This is a genomic window from Devosia honganensis, assembly GCF_042648785.1.
Classification (GTDB): domain Bacteria; phylum Pseudomonadota; class Alphaproteobacteria; order Rhizobiales; family Devosiaceae; genus Devosia; species Devosia honganensis.
The window spans coordinates 31369-54667 of record NZ_JBHRYD010000014.1 but is presented as its reverse complement, the minus strand read 5'-3'; the positions used below and the strand labels follow the sequence as shown (position 1 = coordinate 54667).

Genomic DNA, 23299 nt, shown 5'->3' with positions numbered 1-23299 from the left:
TGCCGAACGAGCCGGAGCGGCACCCCATCAACCCAAAAACCTAGACCGTCGATCCGGCCCTCGCGGACGACGCTCGACAGATTGAATTAAAGGAGGATCGCCATGGCCACCAAGGCTGAAACCTATTCTCCCGGCGCACATACCGGCGCCGTTCGTGCGCTGCACGACGCCCGCCGAACCGAATTGCTGGCGCGTGATGAAGTGCTGGCGTCCGAAATTGCAGCCGCCCAAGCAGAACGCGACGACATCAATGAAGCGCTTCGTCTCATGTCGCCGCCGGTTGAGGCTGAAATCGTAGCCATGGCGGCGGAATAGCCATGACCCTCACCATTCACTTCACCCTTGGTTTTCTGGCGCTTGCCGGCCTTTACACCGCCGCCTGCATCTATTTCGGGAACGACATGTGATGAACGCTCACTTCGCCCCGCCGCTCCCGGCCTGGCTTCGCCGGCTGATCGCCAGCAAGCCCACCGTAGCGCCTCAACCCCGCTGCTCCTGCGGCCGCTATTGCGCCAAGGAACACAAGCCCGACATCACCGAAAAGCTGGTGGCCGATATGTCTGCCGCTGGTTTGTATGTGCCGGCTCATTTCACTGCTCGTGCGGGAAAGGGGCCGTGATGACTGTCACAACCCATGTAGTCTCGGTCTCGGGTGGCAAGGATAGCACTGCCACCTATTGCATGGCGGTCGAGCGCGGCATGCCGTTTCGTGCCGTTGCCGCCGATACCGGCAATGAGCACCCTGCGACTTATGAAGCGGTGAACCGGCTACATGAGCGCACCGGCGGACCAAAGGTCGAATGGGTTAAGGCGGATTTTGCAGATCGCATCTATGCGAAGCGGGCCTATGTCGAAAAGCACTGGAGGGCCGGCCTGTTGGCCGGGACGCCGGGCAAATGGGTGTGGCGTCCGCTGTCCTCTTGGGTCGCTGCCGGCATGGCGTATCCAGACGCGCCGCTAGTTCCCCTGGATCAGTATGAAGGCCGTGCACCGGCCGTTCCCCACGAACATGGCCGCTGGGTTTGGCAACAAGGCTACCGACCGCTGACCGAGGCGGAAGCAGACGAGGTTGTAGAAACCGCTCTTACTTGGCTTCGTCCTACCGGCGTACCGTTCTTTGACATGTGCATCTGGAAGGGTCGCTTTCCGGCTCGGAAAGCGCAGTTCTGTACCCACGAATTGAAGGTGGGGCCGATTGACGAGCACGTCACGCGACCGCTGCTTGCCAAGGGCAACGTCATTTCCTGGCAAGGCGTCCGCGCATCGGAGAGTGAAGCGCGGCGCTACCTAAAGCCATTCCAGCGGTTAAACTCACACCCTGACTTGCCGGGGCGCCTGATCGTCTATCGTCCGCTTCTACGGATCGAAAGTGTTGACGAGGTTTTCGCAATTTCGGCGCGGCACGGTGTGCCCGCGAACCCACTCTATGGCTGGGGGTTGAAGCGCGTCGGCTGCTTCCCATGCATCAACTGCGCCAAAGATGAACTGGCCCTGGTCGATGAGTTCTTTCCAGAGCAAATCGACCGGCTGGAAGATTGGGAGATCGGCGTATCGAAGTGCTCCAAGCGCGGCGTCTCCACCTTCTTCAATATCATCAATGATCCCGTGATGCAGGCCGAGTGGACTGCCTCGGAAAACCTTGGGCGCCGGCTTGTGGTTTCTCCCGAGGAGCACGGAATTCGCCGCATGGTTGAGTGGGCCAAAACCGATCGCGGAGGCCGGCAATATTCACTGCTGGCGCGAGATGCGAGCACGGTGTGCAGCCAGTGGGGTGCATGCGAATGACAATCCCGTCCCGCTCCAAAGCCGCTGCACGAAAGCTCATGTCTTCCGATCAGGACAAGACGGCTCAGCTTGTTTCCGAGCTTTCGGCGTCCGGGAAGCATGTCCCTGAATATTTCCGCCGACCCCGAAAGATTGCGGGGACGGCGGAATGAACGCTCTTGCTCCCATCTCGTTCGAATCCGCCCTCAAGGCGAGGTACGCCAACGCTCGCCTGCGCCTAATGAGCGGCCGGTCGCTCCCTGCGCTTCCAGAAATCACCCTCTCGGAGCCCGAGCCCAGCCCCGAGCCGAAGGTTTATTATCCGCCCGTACCGTTGAACATGCTCAGGCCCTGCTCAGCGCGCTTCCTGATCAGGTTGGTAGGCCTCAAGCACAATATCCCGGTCAGATACATTCTGGGGCTATCCAGGCAGCGCAAGGTCGTCGCCGCCCGGCACGAGGCGATTGCGGCTGTTTACCAGCACACACAGGCGTCCATGCCGGCCGTAGGCCGTTTCTTCGGCAGAGACCACACCACAATCCTTTCCGCACTCCGGAAAATGGGCGCCGAGCGCAAATTGGTGGAAATGACCCCGAGAGCAAGGGCGGCGCGGAGACCCCAGAAGGTTGTATCGGCTCCTGATCTCACTCCGACCGGCAGCTTCTGCAATGGGAAAGGATGGTCGGAGGCGCCGCATGGGTAACGTGGTGAAATTCCAGCCTGGCAGGCCCCGAAGCAGTGTTCCAATGGAAGAGCTATTCGAGCGCTGGAAGAAAGCGAACGCGAAAGCTCACGCTACCGCTGACATTCAAGACGCGATTGCCGCCGGAAAAGCATGGGCCGCATGGCTCGAAAGCTTCAAGGAGATTGGCCCGTGAGCGCGATCCCCGCCACCAAAATCGCCATGAATGAAGTCGATACCGAAATGTCGCTTCTTGGCTCGCTGATTGCGACCGAGGGGGCGCTTGAGTATTCGGCTGGCCTCATCAAGCCGGAGTGGTTCTCCGAGCCTATCCTTCGCTATATTTATGAGCAATGCACGAAACTGGCCGAAGCGGGTCATAGGCTTTCGCCGCCAACCGTCATTGCCGCCATGCCGGAGGATATAGCCGGCGTCCCGCGCAGCCAGTTTTATGCACACCTCACCCGGGAAAGCCTGCCCGTCTCGATGATCGGGGGCATGTTGCAGACGGTCAAGGACCGCTGGGCAAGGCGTGTCCTGGCCGAAATGGGCCAATCCGCCATCGAGCAATCGCAGATGCACGGCGCTGATCCATACGAGGTTGCCAGCCGATCCATGTCGATGATCGACACGGTGATGGAAGTGCAGGCCGAAAAGAGCGGATCAAGCCTTTCGGAAGCAGGAAAGCAATTCTTCGAGGACATTGCCAACCCCGACAACCTCAAGGGCGACACCACCGGCGTGCGCATCCTCGACAGCAAGCTGAACGGTTTTCGCCGGGGCCAGCTCTATGTCGTGGCCGGCCGCCCGGGCATGGGCAAGTCGGCGTTCATGTGCTCGACCGCACGGCGTACGGCGCTGAGCGGGGTAGGGGTGCTTATCTTCTCGCTGGAAATGACCCGGCAGGAGATTTTCGCCCGCATGGCTGCGGATCAGATCGACTGGACCAAGGCCCCTGGTTTCGGAGATCTCCTTCGTGGCGATCTGAAAGGCATGGATGACCATGTTGGCAATGCCTACGAGGCGCTGCGCAAGGCGCCGATGCATATCGATGACAGCGCGCGCCTGACATTTGCAGAGATCGCCGCCAAGGCGCGCCGGCTCAAAGCTGAAATGGAGATGCATGGCGTCCGCCTGGGCACCATCTGGATTGACCATATGGGCCTCGTGACGCCTTCCGACCGCTATGCCGGCAATAAGGTGGCAGAGGCGGGGGAGGTATCCGGCAGGGCCAGGGCGCTGGCCAAGGAGCTGGATTGCTGCGTCATCCTGTTGTGCCAGCTCTCCCGAGAGGTTGAAAAGCGCGATGACAAGCGCCCGGTCATGTCGGACCTACGCTGGTCCGGCGAGATCGAGCAGGACGCCCATGTGATCGGGTTCCTTTTCCGCGAGGAATACTACCTCAACCAGCAGGAAGACGTGGACGAAATCATGCTCCGCGATGCCCGCTGGAAGATGGATTTCCTCATTCGCAAGAACCGAAACGGCGCCACCGACGATGTGCGCCTGTGGTGTTCAATTGCCCACTCAAGCATCAGGGACAACGTGTAATGGCTGACCCCTGGTTCAAATTCTTCCCGACCGATTGGCGATCCGATCCGAAGCTCCGCATGTGCGGCCTGGCCGCGCGCGGCCTATGGATCGAGATGCTGGCCCTCATGCACGAGGCAACGCCATACGGTCACCTTCTCGTCTCCGGTCTCGCCCCGACAGACGCGCAGCTCGCCGTGTTGGTAGGAACATCACCCGATCAGATCCCCGCACTTTGCGGCGAACTGGAATCGGCTGGCGTTTTCTCCCGCACGAAAGAGGGCGTGATCTACTCCCGGCGCATGACGCGCGTTGCGAAGAAGTCCGCGATTGCGCGGAAAAATGGGAAGAATGGGGGCAACCCAACCCTCAGAAAACAAAAGGAGATTTCCGCGTCGGATAACCAAAACTCAACCGAGGGGGTTAAGCCCCAGAAGCCAGAAGCCATATTCCAGACTGCTTCGCAGCTAGGCGCGGGCACGTTCTTGTATGATCGATTGATCGAAGCGGCTTCGTCCCGAGGGCAATGCCACCAAAACCTCGCAATGGGGATCGGCCCCATCACCGACCTTGTGGCCAAGGGGTTCGATGTCGACTCCGATATCCTGCCGATCGTTCGCGAGAGAGCCAGCCCGACCATTCGCAGCTGGTCGTATTTTGTGACCATCATCGTCCAGCGCCACGCCGAAAGGCAGGCCATCCCAAGCAAGCCGGCGCCCAAGCCAGCCGACTGGTCAGCGCGCGTTCGGGCCTTCGAGGAAGACGGAACGTGGGCGATGTCGTGGGGGCCTCGCCCAGGCGATCCGGGATGTCTCGTCCCTGACGAGATCACGGGGGCAGCCGCATGAACCCCGTCCGTACCGTTGAAAGCAGCCCCGGCCACCGCGTCCTGATCCACGATTGCAGCGTATGCGGGAAGCCGGCGGCCGATGGCTTCGGGGTAGATATCCGCCGGGCCCTGGCAACTGGCAACGTCAAACACGCGGGCACTTGGTTCTGCTCAGAGCATCTGCCCCAGGAAAGCGAAAGGAGAGGGTGATGAGCGGTAGGCCTATGAATTGGCCGGAGGCCATTTGCGTCGGCGTGGCGTGGCTTTGTGGGCGGGCCATTTGCCTGATCGGCCTCCACCGGTGGCGAGAACAGTACCGGGGCGATTGGTGCTGCACTCGCTGCCGGAAGCGTCCTGAATAACCCCTCCTAACCACCAGAGAGACAGAGACACATGGCAAGAGCAGGCCGGAAACGGAAAATCGGGGTGAAGCGCACTCCATCGGGTCGAGTTTCGAGAGCAGGAGCCGCGCCGGCCAATATGGACGCCATTTTGCTGCGCATGAAGATGTTCGGGCTGTCGGAAAAGGATGCCCGCGACCAGAAGGCAGCGACTTTCATTGGCAGGCTCAACCTTACCGACAAGAAGGCGCTAATCAGCAATGCGCAGTATGACGCTGCCGTCGAGTTTCTGGCCGTCTATGACAAATACAAGCGGGCGATCAGCGCACCGGACGGCACCAAACAATCGGGCGGCGCTGGCGGCGGCGTGGAAACCGAGGATTATGCCCGTTGGTGCAAAAGGGCGATCGAGGCGTACATGGGGCCGAACCGTGACGGGCAGGGCGGCGTCATGGGTGCTATAGCGGCTGAGCAAGGGCTGCATAGAAACCGGGGCGCCAACCTCTATGCTGCCCTCGACTATATCGTTTGCCGGGATGAGCAGCATTGGCACATGGTTGGTGATGTGCGCCTGGCGCTGAACGCGCTGGCCCACCACTTCGGGCTATTGGGGAAAACTAAGAAGGAACCCCTCGCCGCTTGACCAAATCAGCGAACAGCGGCATAAAGGCATTATTCCATTTTCAGACTATCGTCTGAACGAACAAGGTCCGGGCAACCGGGCCTTTTTGATTTCAAGCTGCGCAGGATGCCAGCCCAAGCAGGGCCGGCACCGAGTTTCCAGGCTACTCCATCAAAAGTTCGCCACACATCTGGATTCCGAGCATCCATCCAATGGCGCAGCCCAGGTGGTAGCCAGCGGAGCCGTCCTGAATCTTAGGGTGATCCTTGATTTTTGCCATGGCAGGTGCTGAGGCACTCAGCGAAAGGGCACTGGCCAGCGCGACGGCGGTGAGTATCTTCTTCATGCTCGTTTCTCCTTTGGTTGGCATGCAAAGGTTAGACGGCTGAATGTGACAAAACCTTGGGACCGTTCGAAATAAATCTGGTTTGGCGCTGCACCCATTCAATTTGAGGCGGGCGGGCCCATGCGCGCAGGTTGCGAAAGCCCCTGCTGGCTCGTGAGGCTCCCGAAGCGCAATCGCTTGTAATCTCCGAGTTGCGTGAGTGGCGCAAATCAGGCGAAAAACGGGATGAAAGCAGTAGGTTGGAACTGCTGCGGACAAGGGCTCGCTTCGGCGGGCCTTTTTGACTCCTGCTTGTGGCGGATGTCGTGCCGTCTTTGCGTGGCAAGCGAACGCGTCGCGTGAGGTCGCCCTCATGCCTTTCCCAGCCGATTGCCCATTCTCCAAGCCGAAAAATCGCAAATTCACGCTCGCAACCGACCAAGCCTCGTGCAGTCGGAAAAAGGGTCGACATGTCTAAACTAGAGCCAGGTAGAGCAAAGACCGGTGGTCGCAAGAAAGGCACCCCGAACAAGGTCAATGCGCTCTTGAAGGAGGATATCCTTGCCGCCGCCTCCGCCGCGCATCCAGATGGTCGTGTCGGCTACCTGACCAAGCAGGCCAAGGAAAACCCGGTCGCCTTCATGACGCTGCTTGGCAAGGTTCTGCCGATGCAGATTACGGGTGAGGGTGGCGGCCCTGTGAAAATCCAGAAGGTCGAGCGTGTCATTGTCCGCCCTTCGAATCCCGACGGCTGAGGTATTCGAGCCGCTTCTTTTGCCTGCCCGTGATAAGGGCGCTTGGGGCGGCCGCGGTTCAGGAAAATCTCATTTCTTCGCCGGGCTCATGATCGAGGATAGCCTAGCCGAGCCGGGCGAGAATGGTGGCGAGGGGCTGCGCGGTGTTTGCATTCGTGAAGTCCAGAAGGACTTGGCGCAATCGTCCAAGCTGCTGATCGAGAGCAAGCTGGCAGAGTTCAACCTTGGCGAAGCGGACGGGTTCAAGGTCTTTCGCGACGTGATCCGAACGCCGGGCGATGGACTGCTGATCTTCAAGGGCATGCAGGATTACACAGCCGAGAGCATCAAGTCGCTCGAAGGTTTCAAGAGGGCCTGGTGGGAGGAAGCCCAGAGCGCGACCAGCAATTCGATCAAGCTTCTCCGCCCGACGATGCGCGCGCCTGGTTCGCAAATGTGGTGGAGCTGGAACGCTCGTCGCAAGATCGATCCGGTGGACGTGATGTTGCGCGGGCCCGAGAGGCCGACCGGCGCAATCGTGGTCGAGGCCAACTGGCGCGACAATCCGTGGTTCACGCCCGAGCTTGAGCAGGAGCGGCAGGACTGCTTGCGCATCACGCCGGACGATTACGATCACGTCTGGGAAGGTGGCTACGTGACGGTGATCGACGGCGCCTACTTCGCCAAGCCTCTCGCGGCTGCAAAGGCCGAAGGCAGGATCAGCCGCGTTGCATTCGACCCGCTGATGCGCGTTCGCGTGTTCTGCGACCTCGGCGGGACTGGCGCCAAGGCTGACGCTTTCGCCATGTGGCCGGCACAGTTCATCGGGCGGGAAATCCGAACCCGCGACTATTACGAGGCTCAGGGGCAAGCGCTCGCGGCGCACATCAACTGGCTGCACTCGAAAGGCTACACGCCGGACAAGGCCGATATCGTGCTCCCGCATGATGGGGAAACGAATGACCGCGTTGTCGATGTGTCTTTCGAGAGCGCATTCCGCGCAGCCGGCTATTCGGTGACGGTTATTCCGAACCAGGGCAAGGGCGCGGCCCGCATGAGAATTGAGGCAGCCCGGCGCCTGTTTCCGTCGATCTGGTTCGATGAGGAAAGCACAGAGGCGGGGCGCGAGGCGCTGGGCTGGTATCATGAAAAGCGATCTCAGGATGACCGGAATATCGGCCTCGGCCCTGAACACGACTGGTCAAGCCATGGTGCTGATGCTTTCGGCCTGATGTGCATCACCTATGAAGAACCGCGCTCCAGGCGGCCATCAGAGAGCAAGCGCCGCAGTGCTGGCGGCTGGATGGGGTGATAATGGCAGAAGACGAAAAGCCTCGCGACCAGGATGCCCTTCTTGCGGAGGCCCGCGAAATGTTTGGGCGCTGCGAGGAATACGAGAGCGACAACCGGCAGGCGTTCAAGGATGACATGCTGTTCGTCCGCGCTCGGGAGCAATGGCCTGAGGCGATCCGTAAGCAGCGGGAATCGGAAGACCGACCCTGCCTGACCATCGACCGCCTTGGCCCGGTTGTTCGGCAGGTTGTCAATGACGCCCGGCAGAACAAGCCGGCGATCAAGGTGCATCCCGTTGATGATTTTGGGGATAAGGAAACCGCCCAGGTCATCAACGGCCTGATCCGCAACATCGAGTACACGTCGAATGCCGACACCGCCTACGACACGGCTGTCGAGTGCGCGGCCTCTGGCAATATCGGTTATATCCGGGTCGGGCTCGATTACGCCTACGATGACAGCTTCGATCTCGACATCAAGATCGATCGCGTTGCCAACCCTCTGAGCATCTACGGCGATCCGAATTCCACCGCCGCCGACAGCTCCGATTGGAACGTGGCGTTTGTTGTGGATCGGGTGCCGAAGGACCAGTTCAAGGCGCGATACCCCAAGGCAAGCATTACCGACTGGGACAGCGATGCCTGGCAGGACGCTGGCGAATGGCTGAACAGTGACGGTGTGCTGGTTGCCGAATGGTGGGTTCGTGAGGAGGTCGAAAAGACCATCGTAAAGACCACGGACGGGCGCACCTTTGACGAGGCCAAGCTGAGCGAGGATGAGGATTTAGCGCTGGCCCTGGAGGCCGGGCTGATCCAGATCGCCACGGATGCCCTGGGGCAGCCCCTCCGACGCGTGACGAAGGCGCATCGGGTTATCCAGCGGATAATGACCGGTGCAGAAATCCTCTCTGAGCGCATCTGGCCCGGCAAATACATCCCGATCATCCCGGTTTATGGAGATGAATTCTGGATTGAGGGTAAGCGCTATCTCCGGTCTCTGATCAACGGCGCCAAAGACGCGCAGATGATGCTCAACTTCTGGCGCACTTCGGGCACCGAGCTCGTCGCCCTTGCCCCTCGCGTGCCATTCATCGGGAGGAAGGGTGCGTTTGATCACGACCAGGAGCGGTGGGAAACCGCCAACACCCAAAGCCATGCCTACCTGGAATATGAGGGCGACCTGCCGCCGCAACGCCAGCCGCTCGATAGCGGTATTGCAGCCGGCTCGATGCAGGAGGCCCTGAACGCCTCAGACGATATCAAGGCCATCACCGGGATCTATGATGCTTCGCTTGGAGCGCGGTCCAACGAGACCAGCGGTAGGGCTATCATTGCCCGCCAGCGCGAGGGCGATATCTCCACCTTCCATTTCATCGACAATTTGGCCCGTGCCATTCGGCATACTGGCAGGGTCATCATCGATCTGATCCCGCACGTTTACACCGGGCCGCGCGTCGTTCGCGTGATTGGTGAGGATGGATCGCAAACGCCGCAGGCCATCAACCAACAGGCAGAGCGCATAGACCCGGCTACAGGCGAGCCGGAGCGCGATGAAATGGGTCAGGTGGTCATGGCCCTGCACGATCTGACCGCAGGCAAATATGATTTGGTTGTCACGACCGGCCCGAGCTATTCGACCATGCGGGCGGAACAGGCCGATCAGATGATGCAGCTTATCCAGTCCTATCCCGATGCCGCCCCGCTGATTGGTGACATTCTGGTCAAGTCGCTCGACTGGCAGGGCTCTGATGAAATCGCAGAGCGGATCAAGAAAATGCTCCCGCCGCAAGTGTCAGGAGAGCAGTCCGTCCCGCCGGAAGTCCAGCAGGCCATCCAGCAGGGCATGGAACGCATCCAGCAGCTTGAGCAGGAGAACGAAAAGCTCAAGGCCGATAAGTCTGCCGATATGGCCAAAATCCAGAGCGATGAACAAATCGAACTGGAAAAAATCGCCAGCAACGAACGCATCGAGGCGGCCAAAATCGCCTCTCAGGAAAGCATCGCCCGCCAGCGCGTCTTGCGTGAGGCGACCATGCGAAACACGCCGCAAACAGCGGTCTGACTTCACCAGCACCAACCGACAGGAGTGCATCGTCTCATGGCCGACGAACAAGAACTTTCTGTGCCCAGCGAACTGCCTGAACCGGCAGCAATCGCCCCGGAAGCAGAAGAAGCCGAAGCCCCCGAAACCATCCTCGATCCGGGCGACCAGACCGAACAGGAGCGGCAGGGCGAAGGTGATGAGGGTGAACCGCCGCTGCTCGAATATGTCCAGGTCGAGCGGAACGGCAAACAGTATCAGGTGCCGAAAGAGCTTGAGGGCGAATTCCTCATGCAGTCGGATTACACCAAGAAGACCCAGACCGTTGCAGAGCGGGCCAAAGAACTTGACGCGCGGGAAGCCGCAATCGGCAAGCAATCGGAGGCCACCGAGGCGGAGCTGGACGCGCGGGCAACCCTGCGCACCATCGAGACGACACTGGCCGAATACGCCAAGCTGTCGCCTCAGGACTGGCAGGCTCACATGCAGGCCGATCCGCTGGGCACCCAGCAGCATCGGATGCAGTATGAAGACCTGAAGGCCCAGAAGGCTGAACTGGAAGGTAAAATCAGCCAGGCGCAGACTGAGCGGACTGAGAAAGCGCAGCAAGACCTTGCCAAGCGCGTTCAGGAAACCCTCGACGCTGCAATGACCATCATTCCCGGCATTACGGCCGAAACCCGTGGCCCTGCCATCGACAAGCTGGTTGCTTTCGCAAACTCGGAGGGTATTCCCGAGCAAGTGCTGAAAGACAATTGGAGCCCGACGCTCCTTGGCTTGCTGCACAAGGCCCATATCGGTTCGCTTGCCATCGCAAAGCAGTCCGCACCCAAACCGGCCCCGACAGCACCGGTGGCGCCTCTTACCACCGTCCGCACCGCAACAAGTCCCCAGGCGACCCGCTCGCTGGGAGACATTGCCAAGTCCGACGACATGGAGGCCTACGCCGCTGCGCGGGCAGCAGGGCGGAGGCGGTAATCCCCAACACGCCCTAGGGCGAAATTCAAAGGCAGTAAAATGGCCAACCGTACTCTGACGGCGGATATCATCGCCGCCGAGGCCATTACCATTCTCGATAATGAGCTGGTGATGGCCAAGCGCGTCTTTCGTGGATACGAGGACGATTTCTCAAAGAAGGTGAACGGCTACAAGGTGGGTGAAACCATCTCGATCCGCAAGCCGACCGACTTCACCGTCCGCGACGGCGCGGTCATGAACGTGCAGGATGTGACCGAAGGCAAGACCACGATCACCGTGGACAAGCGCAAGGGCATCGACTTCAAGTTCACCTCGCAAGACCTGACCCTGAATATTGCCGAGCTTTCCGAGCGGGTCATCAAGCCCGCCATGGTGCAGCTCGCCAACCAGGTCGATACCGATGTGATGGCGCTCTATGCCGATGTGCCCAACTGGGTCGGCACTCCGGGCCAGGTGGTCAACTCCTATGCGGACTTCGCCAAGGCACCTGAACGGCTGGACGAATATGCCGTGCCATCCGAGCGGTCTGCCGTCCTGTCGCCGCAGGATCACTGGGGCCTGCTCGGCTCCCAGACCAGCCTCTACATCCAGGATGCGGCCAAGGGCGCCTATCGCAAGGGCTCGCTGGGCGAAATCGGCGGTGTGGACACGTATATGTCCCAGAACGTGCCGACGCACACCACCGGCAGCCGCTCCGGCTCCCCGCTGATCGACATTTCGATCACGGCCAGCACCATCACCTATGACCAGGTGAAGGACACCAACCAGCAGACGATTCACATCGACACGCTGGGCGGCGCAACCCAGACCATCGCCGCCGGCGACGTGTTCACCATCGATGGCGTCTATGCGGTCAACCCGGTAACCAAGGCTCCCCTCCCGTTCCTCAAGGAATTCACGGTGGTTGAAGGCGCAACGGCGGTGGGCTCCGAAACCGATCTGGTCATCTCCCCGGCCATGATCTGGACCGGCGCGTTCAAGAACGTGGACGTGCAGGGTGTCACCGACCTGAACAACCAGCCGGTCAACTTTCTTGGCGATGCGTCGAAGAACTACCGCCAGAACCTCGTGTTCCACCGGAACGCCTTCGCGCTGGTCACGGTCCCGCTGGTGTCGCCTCCGGGCGCCGTCGATGTGGCGCGCAAGTCCTACAAGGGCCTGAACGTCCGCGTGATCCCGGTCTATGACGGGGTGAACGACGAAAGCGCGTGGCGCCTGGATATCCTCTACGGCACCAAGGCGATCGACCCGCGCCTTGCCACCCGCCTGAGCGGCACTGGCTCCTGATCTGGCGGCGGGGTTCGCGCCCCGCCGTTCCCCTCACATTCTCATGAAAGGATAGTCAGATGGCTATCAAGCAGCTTTCCGATGGCGGTCCGGATGGGGTCGCGCTCGGGCAGGAAGATGACAAGATCGGCTTCCTTGGCGCAACGCCTTCGGCCAAGGCAACCGGGTTCACCGCACCAGCAGCCACCGCCGCGACGAGCACGACGCCTTTCGGCTTCTCCGAGACTCAGGCCAACGCAATCGTGGCGTGGATTCGCGCGGCTGACGCGGAGCTCAAGGCCAAGGGCCTGATCGGTTCGTGATCTGATGGCGGGGGCTTCGGTCCCCGTCGCCCTTTCGGGAGGCATGCGGCATGGACTACGCTCAGCTACAGGCCGAAGTCATCGAGTGGATGGAGCGCGCGGGACAAGTCGCCAAGGCGCCGCTGTGGATCCGGCTTGCCGAGGCGCGGTTCAATCGTGAGCTTGGAGTGGTCGAGACTAGCGCCATCCTGATGGGCGCACTGGGCATCCGCACCATCGATATTTCCGCCATCTCCATGGAGAGGCCTATTGCCCTATTCCTGTCCGACCCGGGCAGCAACGAGGACACCCTGACGCCGAAAGCCGAGGGCACATTCGAATATCGCAGCAGCACCGGCAGGCCGAAGTTCTGGGCCATCGACGGGGAGGCGATCGCTTTCGATTGCCCTCTCGCTAAGCCCTACCAGTTCCGCTTCCGATTTCGCCAGCGTTTTGCCCTGTCCGATACTGTCGCGACCAACTGGCTGCTCGAGAACCACCCTGATCTTTACCTCGCCGGGACGCTGGTTTGGGGTGCTGGTTACAATCAGGATTGGCCGAACGGATCTGTCTGGAAGCAGGTCCTCGAAGAAGCCATCCCGCAGGTCAAGAGCCAGATCGCACAATCGAAGCGCGGGACGGCGACGGTTGACCCAGCGCTGTCCATGGTCTCGCGTGGATCGCGCTACGCTGTGCAGAGTATTGGCTGATGCAGTTTCCTTTCGGCCCATTCGCTCCTGATCGCCCCGCAACTCCTGGCACCTGCGTGGTGGCGAACAATGTCCTGCCGGTCGCGGATTGGTACGGCCCGGCGCCGACAATGGTCCTGCCCGGCGCCGGCAATGTCCTGCCCGGCGCGCCCAAAGGCGCATTCACGTGCATAAAGCGCGACGGCACCACGCAGGTGTTCGTTTTTACGGCCGAGGCGCTCTATGCGCTGGATGCCGCCTATGCATTTGTGCTGGTGAAGGATGGTTACGACTGCCCCCCGAGCGACGATTGGTCAGCCGAGCAGTTCGGCAACATGCTGCTATTCACCAACATCAATGACGGTCTGTGGGCGTACGATATCGAGACGAATACCGCCCCGTCTTATATCCCCGAAGCGGGTGATCCGAGGCATATTTTCGTCACCGCCAACATGGTATTTGCGCTCGACTGCAAAGATGGTGCCGGGGTTCGCGATAACCGCCTGATCCGCAATTCAGATTTCAACGACCATACCGATTGGGAGGGCGGCGCTGCAGACTATCAGCCCTTGGAGCGCGGTGCCGAGTTGATCTCGGGCGTGTCGCTCAAGGGCGGAGCGGCCGTCACTTTCCAGCGCGAATCCATGCGGCTGATCCAGTTCGGCAATGCGGGGGGTGGCGCGCTCTATTCTTTGCAGGAAATCGCGGATGGGCGCGGCGCTGTGGGGGCGAAATCCGTCATCGCCTTTGACGGAGTGGTGTATTTCCTTTCCACGAATGGTTTTTGGCAATTTTCGTCGGGCGGGCTGATCCCGATTGGTGACGGGTTCGTGGACCGATGGTTTCTGAACCAGGTGCCCACGGCCGCACTGAAAGATATTCAGGCGGCAATCGACCCCTTCCGAAAAGTCGTCCTGTGGCTCTTTCCAGAGGGCGGCTTGATCCTTGGCTATAGCTGGGCGCCAAGCGTCACCAATCGCTGGTTCACCTGGTCCAGCACCGCCACTTATCTCAGCCGGCTCGCCACATCTGGCTACACCTGGGATAGTGCAGGGGCGATCTGGACGACATGGGAGGAAGTGCCGCCCATTCCGTTCAATGACCGTTTTTGGCAGGGCGGCGAACAATTCCTTGCAGCTCTGGACGCGAATTACCGCCTTGCCACCTTCTCCGGCCCGAATGCCGCCGCAACGATCCAGACTGCCGCGCAAAACAGCCCGGTCTCATCCCTGATCGGCTGGGCCACGCTGATCGATGACTGCCCCGGCAGCAAATTGAGCCTGGGTGTGTCCGACTCCCTTTCGGCAGCGACCTCGCGAAAGCCTGGGGGGGCCAAGGTCGCCTCGGGCAGAACGCCTCTGCGGGGCAGGGGCAAGGTGATCGATTTTGTCTACACCACCACGCAGGGTGCCGAGTGGTCTTATTCGAAAGGCGTAGACTTCATCCAGTCAGCGCAGGGTGGGCCCAGATGAGTTTCACCATTGCCGGCGCCACCCTTTCCACCCGCGCTTTCAAGCTCGACAGCACCAGCGCGATCGACCTTTACAACGCCAAGAAGCGCACAACCATTCTGAGCGTGGTGGCCTGTGAAATATCCGGAGCGACCCCGAACTACACGCTGGAATTGTTCGATGGCATGACGAGCTTTTTTATCTTCAAGGAAAAGCCTCTTGTCGCGCACGAGCCGCTGATTTTCAACGAGCCCTTTGTTCTGGGAAACAACTGGACATTGCGGGCCACGGCTTCGGTCGCTGATCAGATTGATGTTCTGATAACCTATGCCGAGCCCGATGCTACGGCGCTGGGGCAGGCGCGGTTTTGATGCAGGTGGACCTGCTGACCACGGCGCAGATTGATCGCAATTGGGACGCGATAGTCGAGATGCTGGCGCCGGCGCTAAAGCACGATCCCGAATTCGACACGGACGGGCTTTATGGGCGGCTGATGGACCGCTCCACCCTTCTGTTCCATGGCAGCGAGGGTGCCGAGGGGCTTCTGGTTGTTTCAGTCGATGATGAGGGCGGCGACCTGATCGCATCCACCATTGCGATTGCTGGCCGCTTCACCGGCGGGCCAAAGCAGCGGTTAAGCCTGATGCGCCAAGGCATCAGGGCGATTGAAGATGTGGCGCGAATAGCGGGGTGCAAGGCGCACCGCATTTGCGGGCGGGATTATTCACGGTTTTTCCCCGATTACCGGCGTTTCGAAGGCGCCCGGAATGGCTTGGAAAAGAGGCTCTAATGGGCGGCAATACGACAAACACCACGACCAGCACAAGCGGGCTTTCCAACCCGCAGATGAACAAGGCCGCATCGACCATCGGGACGATGCTCAACGATCAGTTGAAGGGTGGGGTCAAACCCTATACCGACAGCCTGGTCCCGGAGCTTTCCAGCCAGACACAGGCGGGGATTGCGGGCTTGACGAGCAACCCTAACAGCTCGGTATTCTCGCAGGGCATTTCCGACACTCTGCAGGGCCAGGCCGATATAGCGGCGGGCAATGTGCAGAACGATGCGCTGCGGCAGCGGGCGCTCGATGACGCGCTGAAAGCTAGCAATTCTGTCTTCACGTCCTCGGGGCGCTTCGGCTCCGGCTCCCACGCAACCAACCTGGCGGAAGGCGCGACCAATGCGCTTGCCTCGCTTGATTACGGGCGCCAGCAGCAGGCTATTCAAAATCTGCCTGGGCTTTATCAGGCATCGATGCTTCCGGCCTCAGCCAATCTGCAGGCCGGCCAGCTCATGGATACCTACAACACCGCCAGGGCGCAGGATGCTGAACGCATCTTTGACGTCACGAACAATGCTGGGTGGAACACCCTGCAGCGGGGTGGCTCGATCTTCTCTGGGACGGCTCCGATCAGCGGGACCACTGGAACCACGACGCAGACGCAGCAGGTGCCATGGTGGCAGACCGGCCTCGGCATCGGCGCGGGCATAGCAAGCTTCTTGTGAGGTCATGATGGCAACTCCCTTCCCCAGTCGCGGCCTTTTGCCATTCGACAATCCTGTGTCCCAGTGGGCAGATCCGCGCCGCAACGCGCTTATGGGGTTCAGCGCCGGAATGCTGGCGGGAAACCCGGGCGCCGCTATGACAGGGGCGATGCAAGGATCCGGTCTGGATCAGCGATACGCGCAGATGCAGTTCGATCACCAGAATGAGCAGGACCAGCAGAACGCAACCGCCGAATGGCTCAAAGCTCATTACCCGCAGTATTCCGCTCTGCCGCCCGCGCAGGGTTACCAGGCCGCCATGGCGGACATGTCGCGGGCAGCGAGTGGAGCGGGGCAGGAATCGTTCTTTGGGACTGGCATTCCGATCCAGAACGCAGATGGCACGATCAGCTATGGCCAGTTCGGTAATCAGGGATCATTCAACGTGCCTGAACTGCCGGCAGGCGCGCAATTCCTCACGCCAGTGCAACAGTTGAATGCCGGCACAGGCTTTGTCGGGGTTGATCGCTTTGGCAACCAGACTGGCGGCATTACTCCAATCGATAACTTTGGCGCAGCGCAGGATACGGCACTTGGTAAGGTGATCGGAGAGGCGGCGGCAGGAAAAATCCTTGAACTGCCGCAGACTCTTGCCACGTCCAATAATATGATCGCCAGCATTGACGGCATCCTGAATGACCCGGCGCTGGACGTTTCCACCGGGTGGCTTTCTTGGATGCAGGGGGTGCCGGGAACCGAGCAGTACCGGTTCGGTCAGCGCGCATTGCAGCTCCAGGGGCAAGCGTTCCTGCAGGCGTTTGAAAGCCTCAAGGGCGGCGGTCAGATTACTGAAATCGAGGGGCAGAAGGCCGAGCAGGCGATTGGCCGGCTCAGCACGGCGCAGAACCCGGCGGATTATCGCGCGGCGCTCAATGAGCTGAAATCTGTCATCGAGGCGGCAAAGCAACGCGCTATTTCTGGGGCCAGCAACATTCAATTGCCGGGGAATGCAGCTATCCAGCCCGGCGCCCCTTCCGCCAGCGGCAATGTCCTTGTGTTCAACCCCGAAACGGGGCGGCTTGAATGATCACGGTCCAACTCCCCAACGGCGATCTGGCGCAGTTCCCAGATGGCATGCCCACCGAGGAAATCGAGGCCGTGCTGCAACGCCAGTTCGGCAGCGTCGATGCTTCTGGACAGGCGGCCCCGCCCGATGGCCTGCAGCCCGGCACCCGCGAATATGCAGATTGGGCTGCGCAGCAGGCTCGGGCTGGCGCAACCTTGCCAGAGGTCGGGCGGCACCAGACCACGGAAAGCAGCATTCTCGACCCGTTTGTTCAGGGCGCAACTTTTGGCTGGGGCGACGAGCTGCGCGGCGCGGTGCAGGGTGGCATTGCAGCGGCACAGGGTGGTGATTTCGGGTCGGTCTATGACCAGGTGGTGGATGAAAGCCGAAACGCGCTGGATCGGGAGCGCCGGGTTAATCCGGTGGGGTCCGTAGCTGCTGAGATTGCGGGGGCGATCCCAACTGGCATTGCGGCGGGCGGGCAATTGGCGGGGAGGGGCGCTAGCCTTGGCGCGAGGGCGCTGTCAACAGGGGCGGTAGGCCTCGGGCAGGGCGCTGCTTATGGCGCGGGCGCCAGTGGAGACGATCAGCGCGGGCAGGGCGCGTTGGTCGGCGGGCTTACAGGTGGCGCTGTCGGAGCCGCCGTTCCGTTAGCGGGTAATGCGATTTCCAACATGATCCAGAAAAGCCAGCAGGGGCGCATTCTCGACGCGGCGGCGAAGGTTGCGCCGACCGCTGATGACCTGCGCTCTGCGGCGTCGAATTTGTTTGAGCAGGCCACCGGCGGCACTCCGCTTGCAATCAATGACAATGCTTATATGCGGCTCTTGGGTGATGTGCAGCAATTCGGCCAGAAGCTCCGCATCAACCCCAACCTTGATCAAAAATCCATCGGCCTGTGGGAAATGATGCGCTCGATTGCTGATGATGTCGCTCAGGGCGGCGTCGTGATCGACATGAAGGACATGCACCTTTTGAGGCAGGCAGCGCAGCGCGTGGCCATGTCATCGGAAGGCCGTGATGCAGCGTTTGCAAACACGGTCATCAACAAGCTGGATGATTTCGTGCAGACTTTGAAGCCTGCCGACATTCTGGGTGGTGCCGATCCCTCGCAAGCTGCAAAGGCGCTGTACAGCGGCATTTCAACATGGTCCCGCGCCAACAAGGTCGGGTTGATCGAAGAAGCCATCCGCATCGGGCAGTCTCAAGCGGCGGGGCCAGAAAAGGGCATCCGCAACACGCTGCGCCGCATGATTTTCAATAAGCCCGATATTTGGCGCCGGTTTAATGCCGCTGAGCAGCAGGCAATCAGGGAGGTGATCGACGGCACCCCCGGCTCCAACCTGATGAAGCTCATCGGCACCTTTGGCTTCGGCGGCAACACCGCAACGAATGGCATCGGTGGCGCTGCTGGAATGGCCCTTGGCCAAATGGCCGCCGGGCCGGTTGGCATGGTGGCGGGGCCGGTGTTGGGCTCCATCGGTCGGAATGCGTCGGAGCGCATGACAGAAGGGCTTGCTCAGCGGGCGATGGGTGCTGCTGCAACGGAAGGCCTGAAGGTGCTGCCTCGCGTTAATCCTAACCAGGCCACGCCGATTGAAGTGCTTTTGCGCAAGGCGGCACTGCCGAACGTTGGCGGTCTAGTCTCGCCTCGATAGCCAATACTGTGGGAACACGAGCAGCAGGGCCAGCATCAGCATGGCGCCCGCAAGCAGACAGGCCCATGCCTGCCAATTCGCCCAGCCCATCACCGACAGGCAGATACCGATATATCCGAGAACCGGGGCGAGCCACCACCTACTCATAGGCTTCAGTTCATACAGGTGGGAGTGGCGGCGCGCTTCAAGGTCGATCTCTGGCATGGCGCCCATAATAAGCGCCATGCTCGGAGAATGCTAGCTGGCAGCGAATACGATGCCGCAGTTCTTTATGCGGTTGACCTGCTCAATGGCCTGCATCTCGCCCTTAAGCCGAGCGACCTCGGCAGCATCGGCACCATCGCCCTTCATGAAGAACAGGGCGGGCCAGAACAGTACCACGCCAACCGTTGTGACAGCGGCATCGCGGCCCCGGTTGGAAGACTGCTTGCCGAATGCTGCGGCGGCTCTTGCCGAGACGCCCTCGGCTTCGGAGCGGAGTTGTTTGCAACTCAGATTTTCATAGAGCGACGTGGAGACATATGCCGGAGCAATGTCCTTCGGCGGCGTTGCGCAGCCCGCAAGCATGGCCGCCACGGAGGCAGCAGACATTAGGTATTTCATGAGTTCCCCCTTTTTTCTCCCTAACAAATCGTTACCGGGAGAGTGAGGGGCTGTCGAGTCAGTCGTCATAGATGGTGTAGCCGAAGCAAACGCCATTCTGGAAGATCGCCTCCACCGCAGTTTGCCAGGGCAATACATCGAAGGTCGGTGAGCTTAGAGCGTCGGCTGCCTCCCAGAACATGTACCAGTCGCACTCACCATTCGTGTATCCGGTATAGGCGCCCCAGCCCATCAGGACGCCTATCCGACATTCTTCCGCAATGGGCGGCTGCTCATCGCCCTGCCGGCAGGTAGCCTCAAAATCCTGAAACCACGGGTTGTCTGCTTCAAAGCGCCCCTGCCCAAGAGCCGGGGACGCAAGAAGCACCAATCCGGCCATAACCACCAGTCTCATGCGGTTCTCCATAGTTGAGAATATGCGCCCTGCCTTGAGGGGAAGCAATGGCCCAACTCTCTGCTTATCAGCGTGACATCCTCATCCGCACAGCCCTTGGCGAGGCTCGAGGGGAAGGCGTTGACGGGATGGCTGATGTCATCCAGGTCATCATGAATCGAGCGGGGTCAGGGCAGTATCCTAGCGACCCGGCGCGGGTAGCATTGCAGCCCTACCAGTTTTCAACCTGGAACAAAGGAGAGGGTGGCAACAACCCCCAGCAGTTCAAAAAGGACAGTCAAGAATATAAGAGGGCCGAGCAGGCGTTGGATGCCGTCTTGAGCGGGGACCGGCCAGACTATACCGGCGGCGCTCTTTTCTACCACACGCCTGCAGTGAACCCTGGCTGGGCTTCGTCCGTCAATCGCCATGGGACGGTGCAGAGAAACGGTCATGTCTTCTACCCGAACCACCCTGTTCCTCCGGCGGAAATCCCCAATGTTGTCGCTACACAGCTCGACACGCGCCCCACCCGCATTACAGGCGCATCCGGATCGGCGCCGAGTAACCGCGCCACGTCTCAGGTCCCGACCAACTGGTTCACGCCCCGCCTGGCTCCGGGGAATGAGGACATCTACTCCTACCATATCCCCGATGTGACGCTTGCCAGCATGGCCGGGGGCAGGGGGTCGCTTACCCCTTCGATCGGCCAGCGTGATCCCGTCCCGCTGCCTCGCCCCCGCCCGGTTACGGCATCGGATATTGCCCGCGCGCCAGGCGTGACCGTAGGGAGTGCCCCGACCAGAACCGCCCCGGCACAATCTCTCCCGCCACTGCCTTCATCGACGCTGCCCGCGCCGCGCATGCTCGAGACCTCGATGCAACGCGCGGCAGAGGCGCAACGGCCCTCTCTCGCAGCCGCGCTGGCCCCCGTGCCCTCCATGACGCGAGAGCAGCAACGCGCCGACAATGGTCAATTGCGGGCCACGCCTCGCCAGGTGGCGGCGGGGCAGGGTGTCACCATCGCAACTGTGCCTACCGTTGCGCCGGTCGCCCCAATGACCCGGGAAGAACAGCGGGCGGATAACGGCCAGTTTCGCCCTCGCGCTTCAACGCCTTTGCCACAGACCGAAATTCCCGGTCCGAATGCAGCGCCCAAGCCGGAAGACAGGCTTGCGGCGGGCATCTACCCTGCCGCGCCGACCGCGGTGCTTCCTGCCGTACCACCCATTGGCGTCGGCGTCGCGTCCCAGCTAGACGTTCTGCCGAGCCTGCCGACCTTGCCTATCTCTCGCCCTGTCGCTAGGTTCCCCACACCGGCCGCCTTGCGACCCGTCAGCGGGTTCCCGTCGCCCATTTCCATGCGTCCCGCCGCTCCGATCCGTAGCCGGCCGATTGTTGGGTTTCCGACGCCGGTCGCGCAACGCCCAGCATCCCAGGCGCCGCTCCGGATTTCGGTGCAGCGATCGAGCAGCCCCGCGCCGCTCACCAGAGAGCAGCAGGTTGCCGCCATTCTCGCGCAATCACGAGGCCCCACCGCCTTCGGCCACGGCGGCTCTATCGACGGCGCCCTGCAACCCACCGGTACGATTTTTGGCCGCTAACCATCGAGGCGATCCATGACTGAGATTTCGGATCTTTCCGATACCGACGCCCTCAACACCGAAGTCTCGGGGGAGACGATTTCCGGTAACACCAACATGACTCGGACGGATGACGTGTTTCATGCCGTCCTCGGCATGCTGTCTCGCTGGAGAAACGCGAGCATCTTCCGATTGCGGGACGATGGCGATAACTCGAAACAGGTCGCATTTGATCTTTCCAATATTTCAGCATCGACCACAAGAACGCTGACGGTTCCTGATGAAGATGGAACGATCGCGCTGACGAGTCAGTTGGGTGCCAACAATTCTCCAGTCAATCTGTCTATCACCGCAACCGTCAATTCCAACGCCCTGACCATCGCTATTAAAGGCTTCGACGGTAACGACCCGAGCGCCGCGAACCCGGTCTATATCCCATTCCGCAGTGTGACGGCTAATAGCGGCGATGTTGAGGTTCTGACGCTTACGGCGGCAACCTCATTTGTTGTCTCGTCAGGGTCAACGCTCGGGACGACAAGCGCCGTTGCGGCCACCCTGACGGTCATCGGGTTCAATGATGGCGGCACGTTCCGGCTCGGCATCATCAATGGCAACGGCCAGATCATTGCGGATGGCATCGCATCGTCCACAGCAGAAGGTGGCGCAGGTGCAGCAGACGCCGCCAACGTATTCTACACCGGCACGGCGGTTACGAGCAAAGCCTATTCGGTTCTCGGCTATCTCACCATTACGGAAGCGACTGCGGGAACTTGGGCAACAGCGCCGACCGTTGTTCAGACGGGTGCGGCTCCGGCCACGGCTTTGGCGACCATGCCGTTCACCAAGGAATATATTAGTGCCGAGCAGGCAATCACATTGGGCGGGTCCCTATCTATTAGCCACGGCCTCGGGGGAACCCCTAAAATAACCCAATATAGCCTCAAGTGTGTTGTTCCAGAGCTTGGTTACTCAGTCGGAGATGAGGTGCAATGTGTGGGAACTCAATTTGAGTACACTCGCGGAGTTGATATCGCGGCTGACGCAACTACAATAAATGTATTGTATAAGGGGGCGGGCGGCACCGTCTTTTCTATAAGGCAAAAGTCGTCAAACACTATGGGGAACATAGATACGGGGAATTGGCGACTGATCGTGAGGGCATGGGCATGAGCCAGATGAAATACTACGTCGACGCCGCTGGGGCCTATCTCGGTGGCTGGGACGCCAATCCACCTGCCGGTGCCATCGAGGTTCCAGCACCTCCGGAAGACGCACGGCAGGTCTGGGGAGGCGAGGCATGGGGGTGGCCGCATCCATCTCTGGAAGAAGCCAAAGCCGCCAAACTGGCTGAGCTAGATGAAATCCGCTGGCAGGTTGAAATTGGCGGCACCGAAATGGCAGGCATCACGATCCGCACCGATCCAAACAGTCAGGCGAAGGTTGCAGCGGCCTATACCATGGCAAGGCTGGACCCGGCCTATGAAGTGCCGACATGGGAGGCACTGCCCGGCCTGTTCGCCCCCCTGTCCAATGCGCAGCTTATCGCCATGGGCGAGGCGGTACGGGACCACGTGCAGGACACGTTCAACCGCAAGGCTGTGCTTCACGCGGCCATTACCGCGCTGGAAAGCGTCGAGGCCGTAGAGGTGTTCGATATAGCGGCTGAGTGGTAGCCGCTTAAACAC

General features: G+C 60.7%; 28 protein-coding genes. 24 read left to right on the top strand and 4 right to left on the bottom strand.

Annotated elements, in window-relative coordinates; genetic code table 11:
• Positions 1-102 precede the first annotated feature (102 nt).
• The 8 genes from ACFOOL_RS15020 to ACFOOL_RS14985 all read left to right on the top strand — a co-directional run bounded on the left by ACFOOL_RS15020 (position 103) and on the right by ACFOOL_RS14985 (position 5789).
• Positions 103-315 carry a hypothetical protein gene (locus ACFOOL_RS15020; protein ID WP_323015501.1) on the top strand — a complete coding sequence of 71 codons (213 nt, stop codon included), beginning with the start codon at positions 103-105 and terminating at the stop codon, positions 313-315.
• Positions 316-406: 91 nt separating this feature from the next.
• A complete protein-coding gene (locus ACFOOL_RS15015) occupies positions 407-619 on the top strand; it encodes a hypothetical protein (RefSeq protein ID WP_380098103.1) in 213 nt (70 codons plus the stop codon).
• The gene (locus tag ACFOOL_RS15010) at positions 619-1785 is read left to right on the top strand and encodes a phosphoadenosine phosphosulfate reductase domain-containing protein (RefSeq protein ID WP_380098102.1); all 1167 of its coding nucleotides are present in this window, start codon (positions 619-621) and stop codon (positions 1783-1785) included. Before ACFOOL_RS15015 ends, ACFOOL_RS15010 begins: the two co-directional genes overlap by 1 nt.
• A 148-nt stretch (positions 1786-1933) precedes the next feature.
• Positions 1934-2467 carry a helix-turn-helix domain-containing protein gene (locus ACFOOL_RS15005; protein WP_380098100.1) on the top strand — a complete coding sequence of 178 codons (534 nt, stop codon included), beginning with the start codon at positions 1934-1936 and terminating at the stop codon, positions 2465-2467.
• Positions 2460-2642 (top strand): hypothetical protein, encoded by a 183-nt coding sequence (locus ACFOOL_RS15000; protein WP_380098098.1) that lies wholly within the window; start codon positions 2460-2462, stop codon positions 2640-2642. The genes ACFOOL_RS15005 and ACFOOL_RS15000 overlap by 8 nt, the downstream gene beginning before the upstream one ends.
• Entirely contained in the window at positions 2600-3997 is a 1398-nt protein-coding gene (locus tag ACFOOL_RS14995; RefSeq protein WP_380098097.1) for a replicative DNA helicase, read from the top strand. Before ACFOOL_RS15000 ends, ACFOOL_RS14995 begins: the two co-directional genes overlap by 43 nt.
• Positions 3997-4824, top strand: a complete 828-nt coding sequence (locus tag ACFOOL_RS14990) for a hypothetical protein (protein ID WP_380098096.1) — start codon at positions 3997-3999, stop codon at positions 4822-4824. The genes ACFOOL_RS14995 and ACFOOL_RS14990 overlap by 1 nt, the downstream gene beginning before the upstream one ends.
• Positions 4825-5285: 461 nt before the next feature.
• Entirely contained in the window at positions 5286-5789 is a 504-nt protein-coding gene (locus ACFOOL_RS14985; RefSeq protein ID WP_380098095.1) for a hypothetical protein, read from the top strand.
• Between the two features lie 142 nt (positions 5790-5931).
• On the opposite strand, the gene ACFOOL_RS14980 is transcribed toward ACFOOL_RS14985, so the two are convergent.
• Positions 5932-6114 carry a hypothetical protein gene (locus ACFOOL_RS14980; protein WP_286021628.1) on the bottom strand — a complete coding sequence of 61 codons (183 nt, stop codon included), beginning with the start codon at positions 6112-6114 and terminating at the stop codon, positions 5932-5934.
• Positions 6115-6563: 449 nt separating this feature from the next.
• Here ACFOOL_RS14980 and ACFOOL_RS14975 point away from each other — a divergent pair, with 449 nt between their 5' ends.
• From ACFOOL_RS14975 to ACFOOL_RS14915, 13 genes are read left to right on the top strand one after another with little or no spacing between them, the layout of a single operon-like run.
• Positions 6564-6848, top strand: coding sequence for a hypothetical protein (locus ACFOOL_RS14975; protein WP_380098093.1), 285 nt, complete (start codon positions 6564-6566; stop codon positions 6846-6848).
• Positions 6820-8139, top strand: a complete 1320-nt coding sequence (locus tag ACFOOL_RS14970; RefSeq protein ID WP_380098108.1) for a PBSX family phage terminase large subunit — start codon at positions 6820-6822, stop codon at positions 8137-8139. The genes ACFOOL_RS14975 and ACFOOL_RS14970 overlap by 29 nt, the downstream gene beginning before the upstream one ends.
• 2 nt (positions 8140-8141) lie before the next feature.
• Positions 8142-10181 (top strand): portal protein, encoded by a 2040-nt coding sequence (locus ACFOOL_RS14965; RefSeq protein WP_380098091.1) that lies wholly within the window; start codon positions 8142-8144, stop codon positions 10179-10181.
• Positions 10182-10217: 36 nt separating this feature from the next.
• On the top strand, positions 10218-11138 hold the full coding sequence (locus ACFOOL_RS14960) for a hypothetical protein (RefSeq protein ID WP_380098090.1): 921 nt from the start codon (positions 10218-10220) through the stop codon (positions 11136-11138).
• A gap of 39 nt (positions 11139-11177) precedes the next feature.
• Complete coding sequence (locus tag ACFOOL_RS14955) at positions 11178-12425, top strand: P22 phage major capsid protein family protein (protein WP_380098089.1); 1248 nt, start codon at positions 11178-11180, stop codon at positions 12423-12425.
• A 59-nt stretch (positions 12426-12484) separates the two neighbouring features.
• Positions 12485-12727 carry a hypothetical protein gene (locus ACFOOL_RS14950; protein WP_380098088.1) on the top strand — a complete coding sequence of 81 codons (243 nt, stop codon included), beginning with the start codon at positions 12485-12487 and terminating at the stop codon, positions 12725-12727.
• A 50-nt stretch (positions 12728-12777) separates the two neighbouring features.
• The gene (locus ACFOOL_RS14945) at positions 12778-13416 is read left to right on the top strand and encodes a phage adaptor protein (protein WP_380098085.1); all 639 of its coding nucleotides are present in this window, start codon (positions 12778-12780) and stop codon (positions 13414-13416) included.
• Entirely contained in the window at positions 13416-14867 is a 1452-nt protein-coding gene (locus ACFOOL_RS14940; protein WP_380098082.1) for a hypothetical protein, read from the top strand. Before ACFOOL_RS14945 ends, ACFOOL_RS14940 begins: the two co-directional genes overlap by 1 nt.
• Positions 14864-15217, top strand: a complete 354-nt coding sequence (locus ACFOOL_RS14935) for a hypothetical protein (RefSeq protein ID WP_380098081.1) — start codon at positions 14864-14866, stop codon at positions 15215-15217. The genes ACFOOL_RS14940 and ACFOOL_RS14935 overlap by 4 nt, the downstream gene beginning before the upstream one ends.
• Positions 15217-15636: a hypothetical protein gene (locus ACFOOL_RS14930; protein WP_380098080.1), complete on the top strand. Its 420-nt coding sequence runs from the start codon at positions 15217-15219 to the stop codon at positions 15634-15636. The genes ACFOOL_RS14935 and ACFOOL_RS14930 overlap by 1 nt, the downstream gene beginning before the upstream one ends.
• The gene (locus tag ACFOOL_RS14925; protein WP_380098078.1) at positions 15636-16352 is read left to right on the top strand and encodes a hypothetical protein; all 717 of its coding nucleotides are present in this window, start codon (positions 15636-15638) and stop codon (positions 16350-16352) included. The genes ACFOOL_RS14930 and ACFOOL_RS14925 overlap by 1 nt, the downstream gene beginning before the upstream one ends.
• 7 nt (positions 16353-16359) lie before the next feature.
• Complete coding sequence (locus ACFOOL_RS14920) at positions 16360-17418, top strand: hypothetical protein (protein WP_380098077.1); 1059 nt, start codon at positions 16360-16362, stop codon at positions 17416-17418.
• Positions 17415-19055, top strand: a complete 1641-nt coding sequence (locus ACFOOL_RS14915; RefSeq protein WP_380098075.1) for a hypothetical protein — start codon at positions 17415-17417, stop codon at positions 19053-19055. The genes ACFOOL_RS14920 and ACFOOL_RS14915 overlap by 4 nt, the downstream gene beginning before the upstream one ends.
• Here the strand turns inward: ACFOOL_RS14915 and ACFOOL_RS14910 are convergent.
• Genes ACFOOL_RS14910 through ACFOOL_RS14900 form a run of 3 tightly spaced genes read right to left on the bottom strand, consistent with a single transcriptional unit; the run spans position 19038 to position 20052 of the window.
• Positions 19038-19280 carry a hypothetical protein gene (locus ACFOOL_RS14910; protein ID WP_380098074.1) on the bottom strand — a complete coding sequence of 81 codons (243 nt, stop codon included), beginning with the start codon at positions 19278-19280 and terminating at the stop codon, positions 19038-19040. The genes ACFOOL_RS14915 and ACFOOL_RS14910 overlap by 18 nt on opposite strands.
• 12 nt (positions 19281-19292) lie before the next feature.
• A complete protein-coding gene (locus ACFOOL_RS14905) occupies positions 19293-19658 on the bottom strand; it encodes a hypothetical protein (protein ID WP_380098073.1) in 366 nt (121 codons plus the stop codon).
• 58 nt (positions 19659-19716) lie between these two features.
• Positions 19717-20052, bottom strand: coding sequence for a hypothetical protein (locus tag ACFOOL_RS14900; RefSeq protein ID WP_380098072.1), 336 nt, complete (start codon positions 20050-20052; stop codon positions 19717-19719).
• A 47-nt stretch (positions 20053-20099) separates the two neighbouring features.
• On the opposite strand from ACFOOL_RS14900, the gene ACFOOL_RS14895 reads away from it, so the two are divergent.
• Genes ACFOOL_RS14895 through ACFOOL_RS14885 form a run of 3 tightly spaced genes read left to right on the top strand, consistent with a single transcriptional unit; the run spans position 20100 to position 23287 of the window.
• Complete coding sequence (locus ACFOOL_RS14895) at positions 20100-21635, top strand: cell wall hydrolase (protein ID WP_380098071.1); 1536 nt, start codon at positions 20100-20102, stop codon at positions 21633-21635.
• Between the two features lie 15 nt (positions 21636-21650).
• The gene (locus tag ACFOOL_RS14890; RefSeq protein ID WP_380098070.1) at positions 21651-22784 is read left to right on the top strand and encodes a hypothetical protein; all 1134 of its coding nucleotides are present in this window, start codon (positions 21651-21653) and stop codon (positions 22782-22784) included.
• Positions 22781-23287, top strand: coding sequence for a DUF4376 domain-containing protein (locus ACFOOL_RS14885; RefSeq protein WP_380098068.1), 507 nt, complete (start codon positions 22781-22783; stop codon positions 23285-23287). The genes ACFOOL_RS14890 and ACFOOL_RS14885 overlap by 4 nt, the downstream gene beginning before the upstream one ends.
• The last annotated feature ends 12 nt before the right edge of the window (positions 23288-23299 follow it).

Excerpts from the sequence above, each read along its gene's own strand:
- ACFOOL_RS14940 (WP_380098082.1), top strand. The coding sequence starts at position 13,416 with ATGCAGTTTCCTTTCGGCCCATTCGCTCCTGATCGCCCCGCAACTCCT.
- ACFOOL_RS15020 (WP_323015501.1), top strand. The coding sequence starts at position 103 with ATGGCCACCAAGGCTGAAACCTATTCTCCCGGCGCACATACCGGCGCC.
- ACFOOL_RS14960 (WP_380098090.1), top strand. The coding sequence starts at position 10,218 with ATGGCCGACGAACAAGAACTTTCTGTGCCCAGCGAACTGCCTGAACCG.
- ACFOOL_RS15010 (WP_380098102.1), top strand. The coding sequence starts at position 619 with ATGACTGTCACAACCCATGTAGTCTCGGTCTCGGGTGGCAAGGATAGC.
- ACFOOL_RS15015 (WP_380098103.1), top strand. The coding sequence starts at position 407 with ATGAACGCTCACTTCGCCCCGCCGCTCCCGGCCTGGCTTCGCCGGCTG.
- ACFOOL_RS14900 (WP_380098072.1), bottom strand. The coding sequence starts at position 20,052 with ATGAGACTGGTGGTTATGGCCGGATTGGTGCTTCTTGCGTCCCCGGCT.
- ACFOOL_RS14945 (WP_380098085.1), top strand. The coding sequence starts at position 12,778 with ATGGACTACGCTCAGCTACAGGCCGAAGTCATCGAGTGGATGGAGCGC.
- ACFOOL_RS14885 (WP_380098068.1), top strand. The coding sequence starts at position 22,781 with ATGAGCCAGATGAAATACTACGTCGACGCCGCTGGGGCCTATCTCGGT.
- ACFOOL_RS14935 (WP_380098081.1), top strand. The coding sequence starts at position 14,864 with ATGAGTTTCACCATTGCCGGCGCCACCCTTTCCACCCGCGCTTTCAAG.
- ACFOOL_RS14975 (WP_380098093.1), top strand. The coding sequence starts at position 6,564 with ATGTCTAAACTAGAGCCAGGTAGAGCAAAGACCGGTGGTCGCAAGAAA.
- ACFOOL_RS14985 (WP_380098095.1), top strand. The coding sequence starts at position 5,286 with ATGGACGCCATTTTGCTGCGCATGAAGATGTTCGGGCTGTCGGAAAAG.
- ACFOOL_RS14925 (WP_380098078.1), top strand. The coding sequence starts at position 15,636 with ATGGGCGGCAATACGACAAACACCACGACCAGCACAAGCGGGCTTTCC.
- ACFOOL_RS14895 (WP_380098071.1), top strand. The coding sequence starts at position 20,100 with ATGGCCCAACTCTCTGCTTATCAGCGTGACATCCTCATCCGCACAGCC.
- ACFOOL_RS14995 (WP_380098097.1), top strand. The coding sequence starts at position 2,600 with ATGGGCCGCATGGCTCGAAAGCTTCAAGGAGATTGGCCCGTGAGCGCG.
- ACFOOL_RS14910 (WP_380098074.1), bottom strand. The coding sequence starts at position 19,280 with ATGGCGCTTATTATGGGCGCCATGCCAGAGATCGACCTTGAAGCGCGC.
- ACFOOL_RS14950 (WP_380098088.1), top strand. The coding sequence starts at position 12,485 with ATGGCTATCAAGCAGCTTTCCGATGGCGGTCCGGATGGGGTCGCGCTC.
- ACFOOL_RS14930 (WP_380098080.1), top strand. The coding sequence starts at position 15,217 with ATGCAGGTGGACCTGCTGACCACGGCGCAGATTGATCGCAATTGGGAC.
- ACFOOL_RS14965 (WP_380098091.1), top strand. The coding sequence starts at position 8,142 with ATGGCAGAAGACGAAAAGCCTCGCGACCAGGATGCCCTTCTTGCGGAG.
- ACFOOL_RS14980 (WP_286021628.1), bottom strand. The coding sequence starts at position 6,114 with ATGAAGAAGATACTCACCGCCGTCGCGCTGGCCAGTGCCCTTTCGCTG.
- ACFOOL_RS14905 (WP_380098073.1), bottom strand. The coding sequence starts at position 19,658 with ATGAAATACCTAATGTCTGCTGCCTCCGTGGCGGCCATGCTTGCGGGC.
- ACFOOL_RS14920 (WP_380098077.1), top strand. The coding sequence starts at position 16,360 with ATGGCAACTCCCTTCCCCAGTCGCGGCCTTTTGCCATTCGACAATCCT.
- ACFOOL_RS14990 (WP_380098096.1), top strand. The coding sequence starts at position 3,997 with ATGGCTGACCCCTGGTTCAAATTCTTCCCGACCGATTGGCGATCCGAT.
- ACFOOL_RS14915 (WP_380098075.1), top strand. The coding sequence starts at position 17,415 with ATGATCACGGTCCAACTCCCCAACGGCGATCTGGCGCAGTTCCCAGAT.
- ACFOOL_RS14890 (WP_380098070.1), top strand. The coding sequence starts at position 21,651 with ATGACTGAGATTTCGGATCTTTCCGATACCGACGCCCTCAACACCGAA.
- ACFOOL_RS14955 (WP_380098089.1), top strand. The coding sequence starts at position 11,178 with ATGGCCAACCGTACTCTGACGGCGGATATCATCGCCGCCGAGGCCATT.
- ACFOOL_RS15005 (WP_380098100.1), top strand. The coding sequence starts at position 1,934 with ATGAACGCTCTTGCTCCCATCTCGTTCGAATCCGCCCTCAAGGCGAGG.
- ACFOOL_RS15000 (WP_380098098.1), top strand. The coding sequence starts at position 2,460 with ATGGGTAACGTGGTGAAATTCCAGCCTGGCAGGCCCCGAAGCAGTGTT.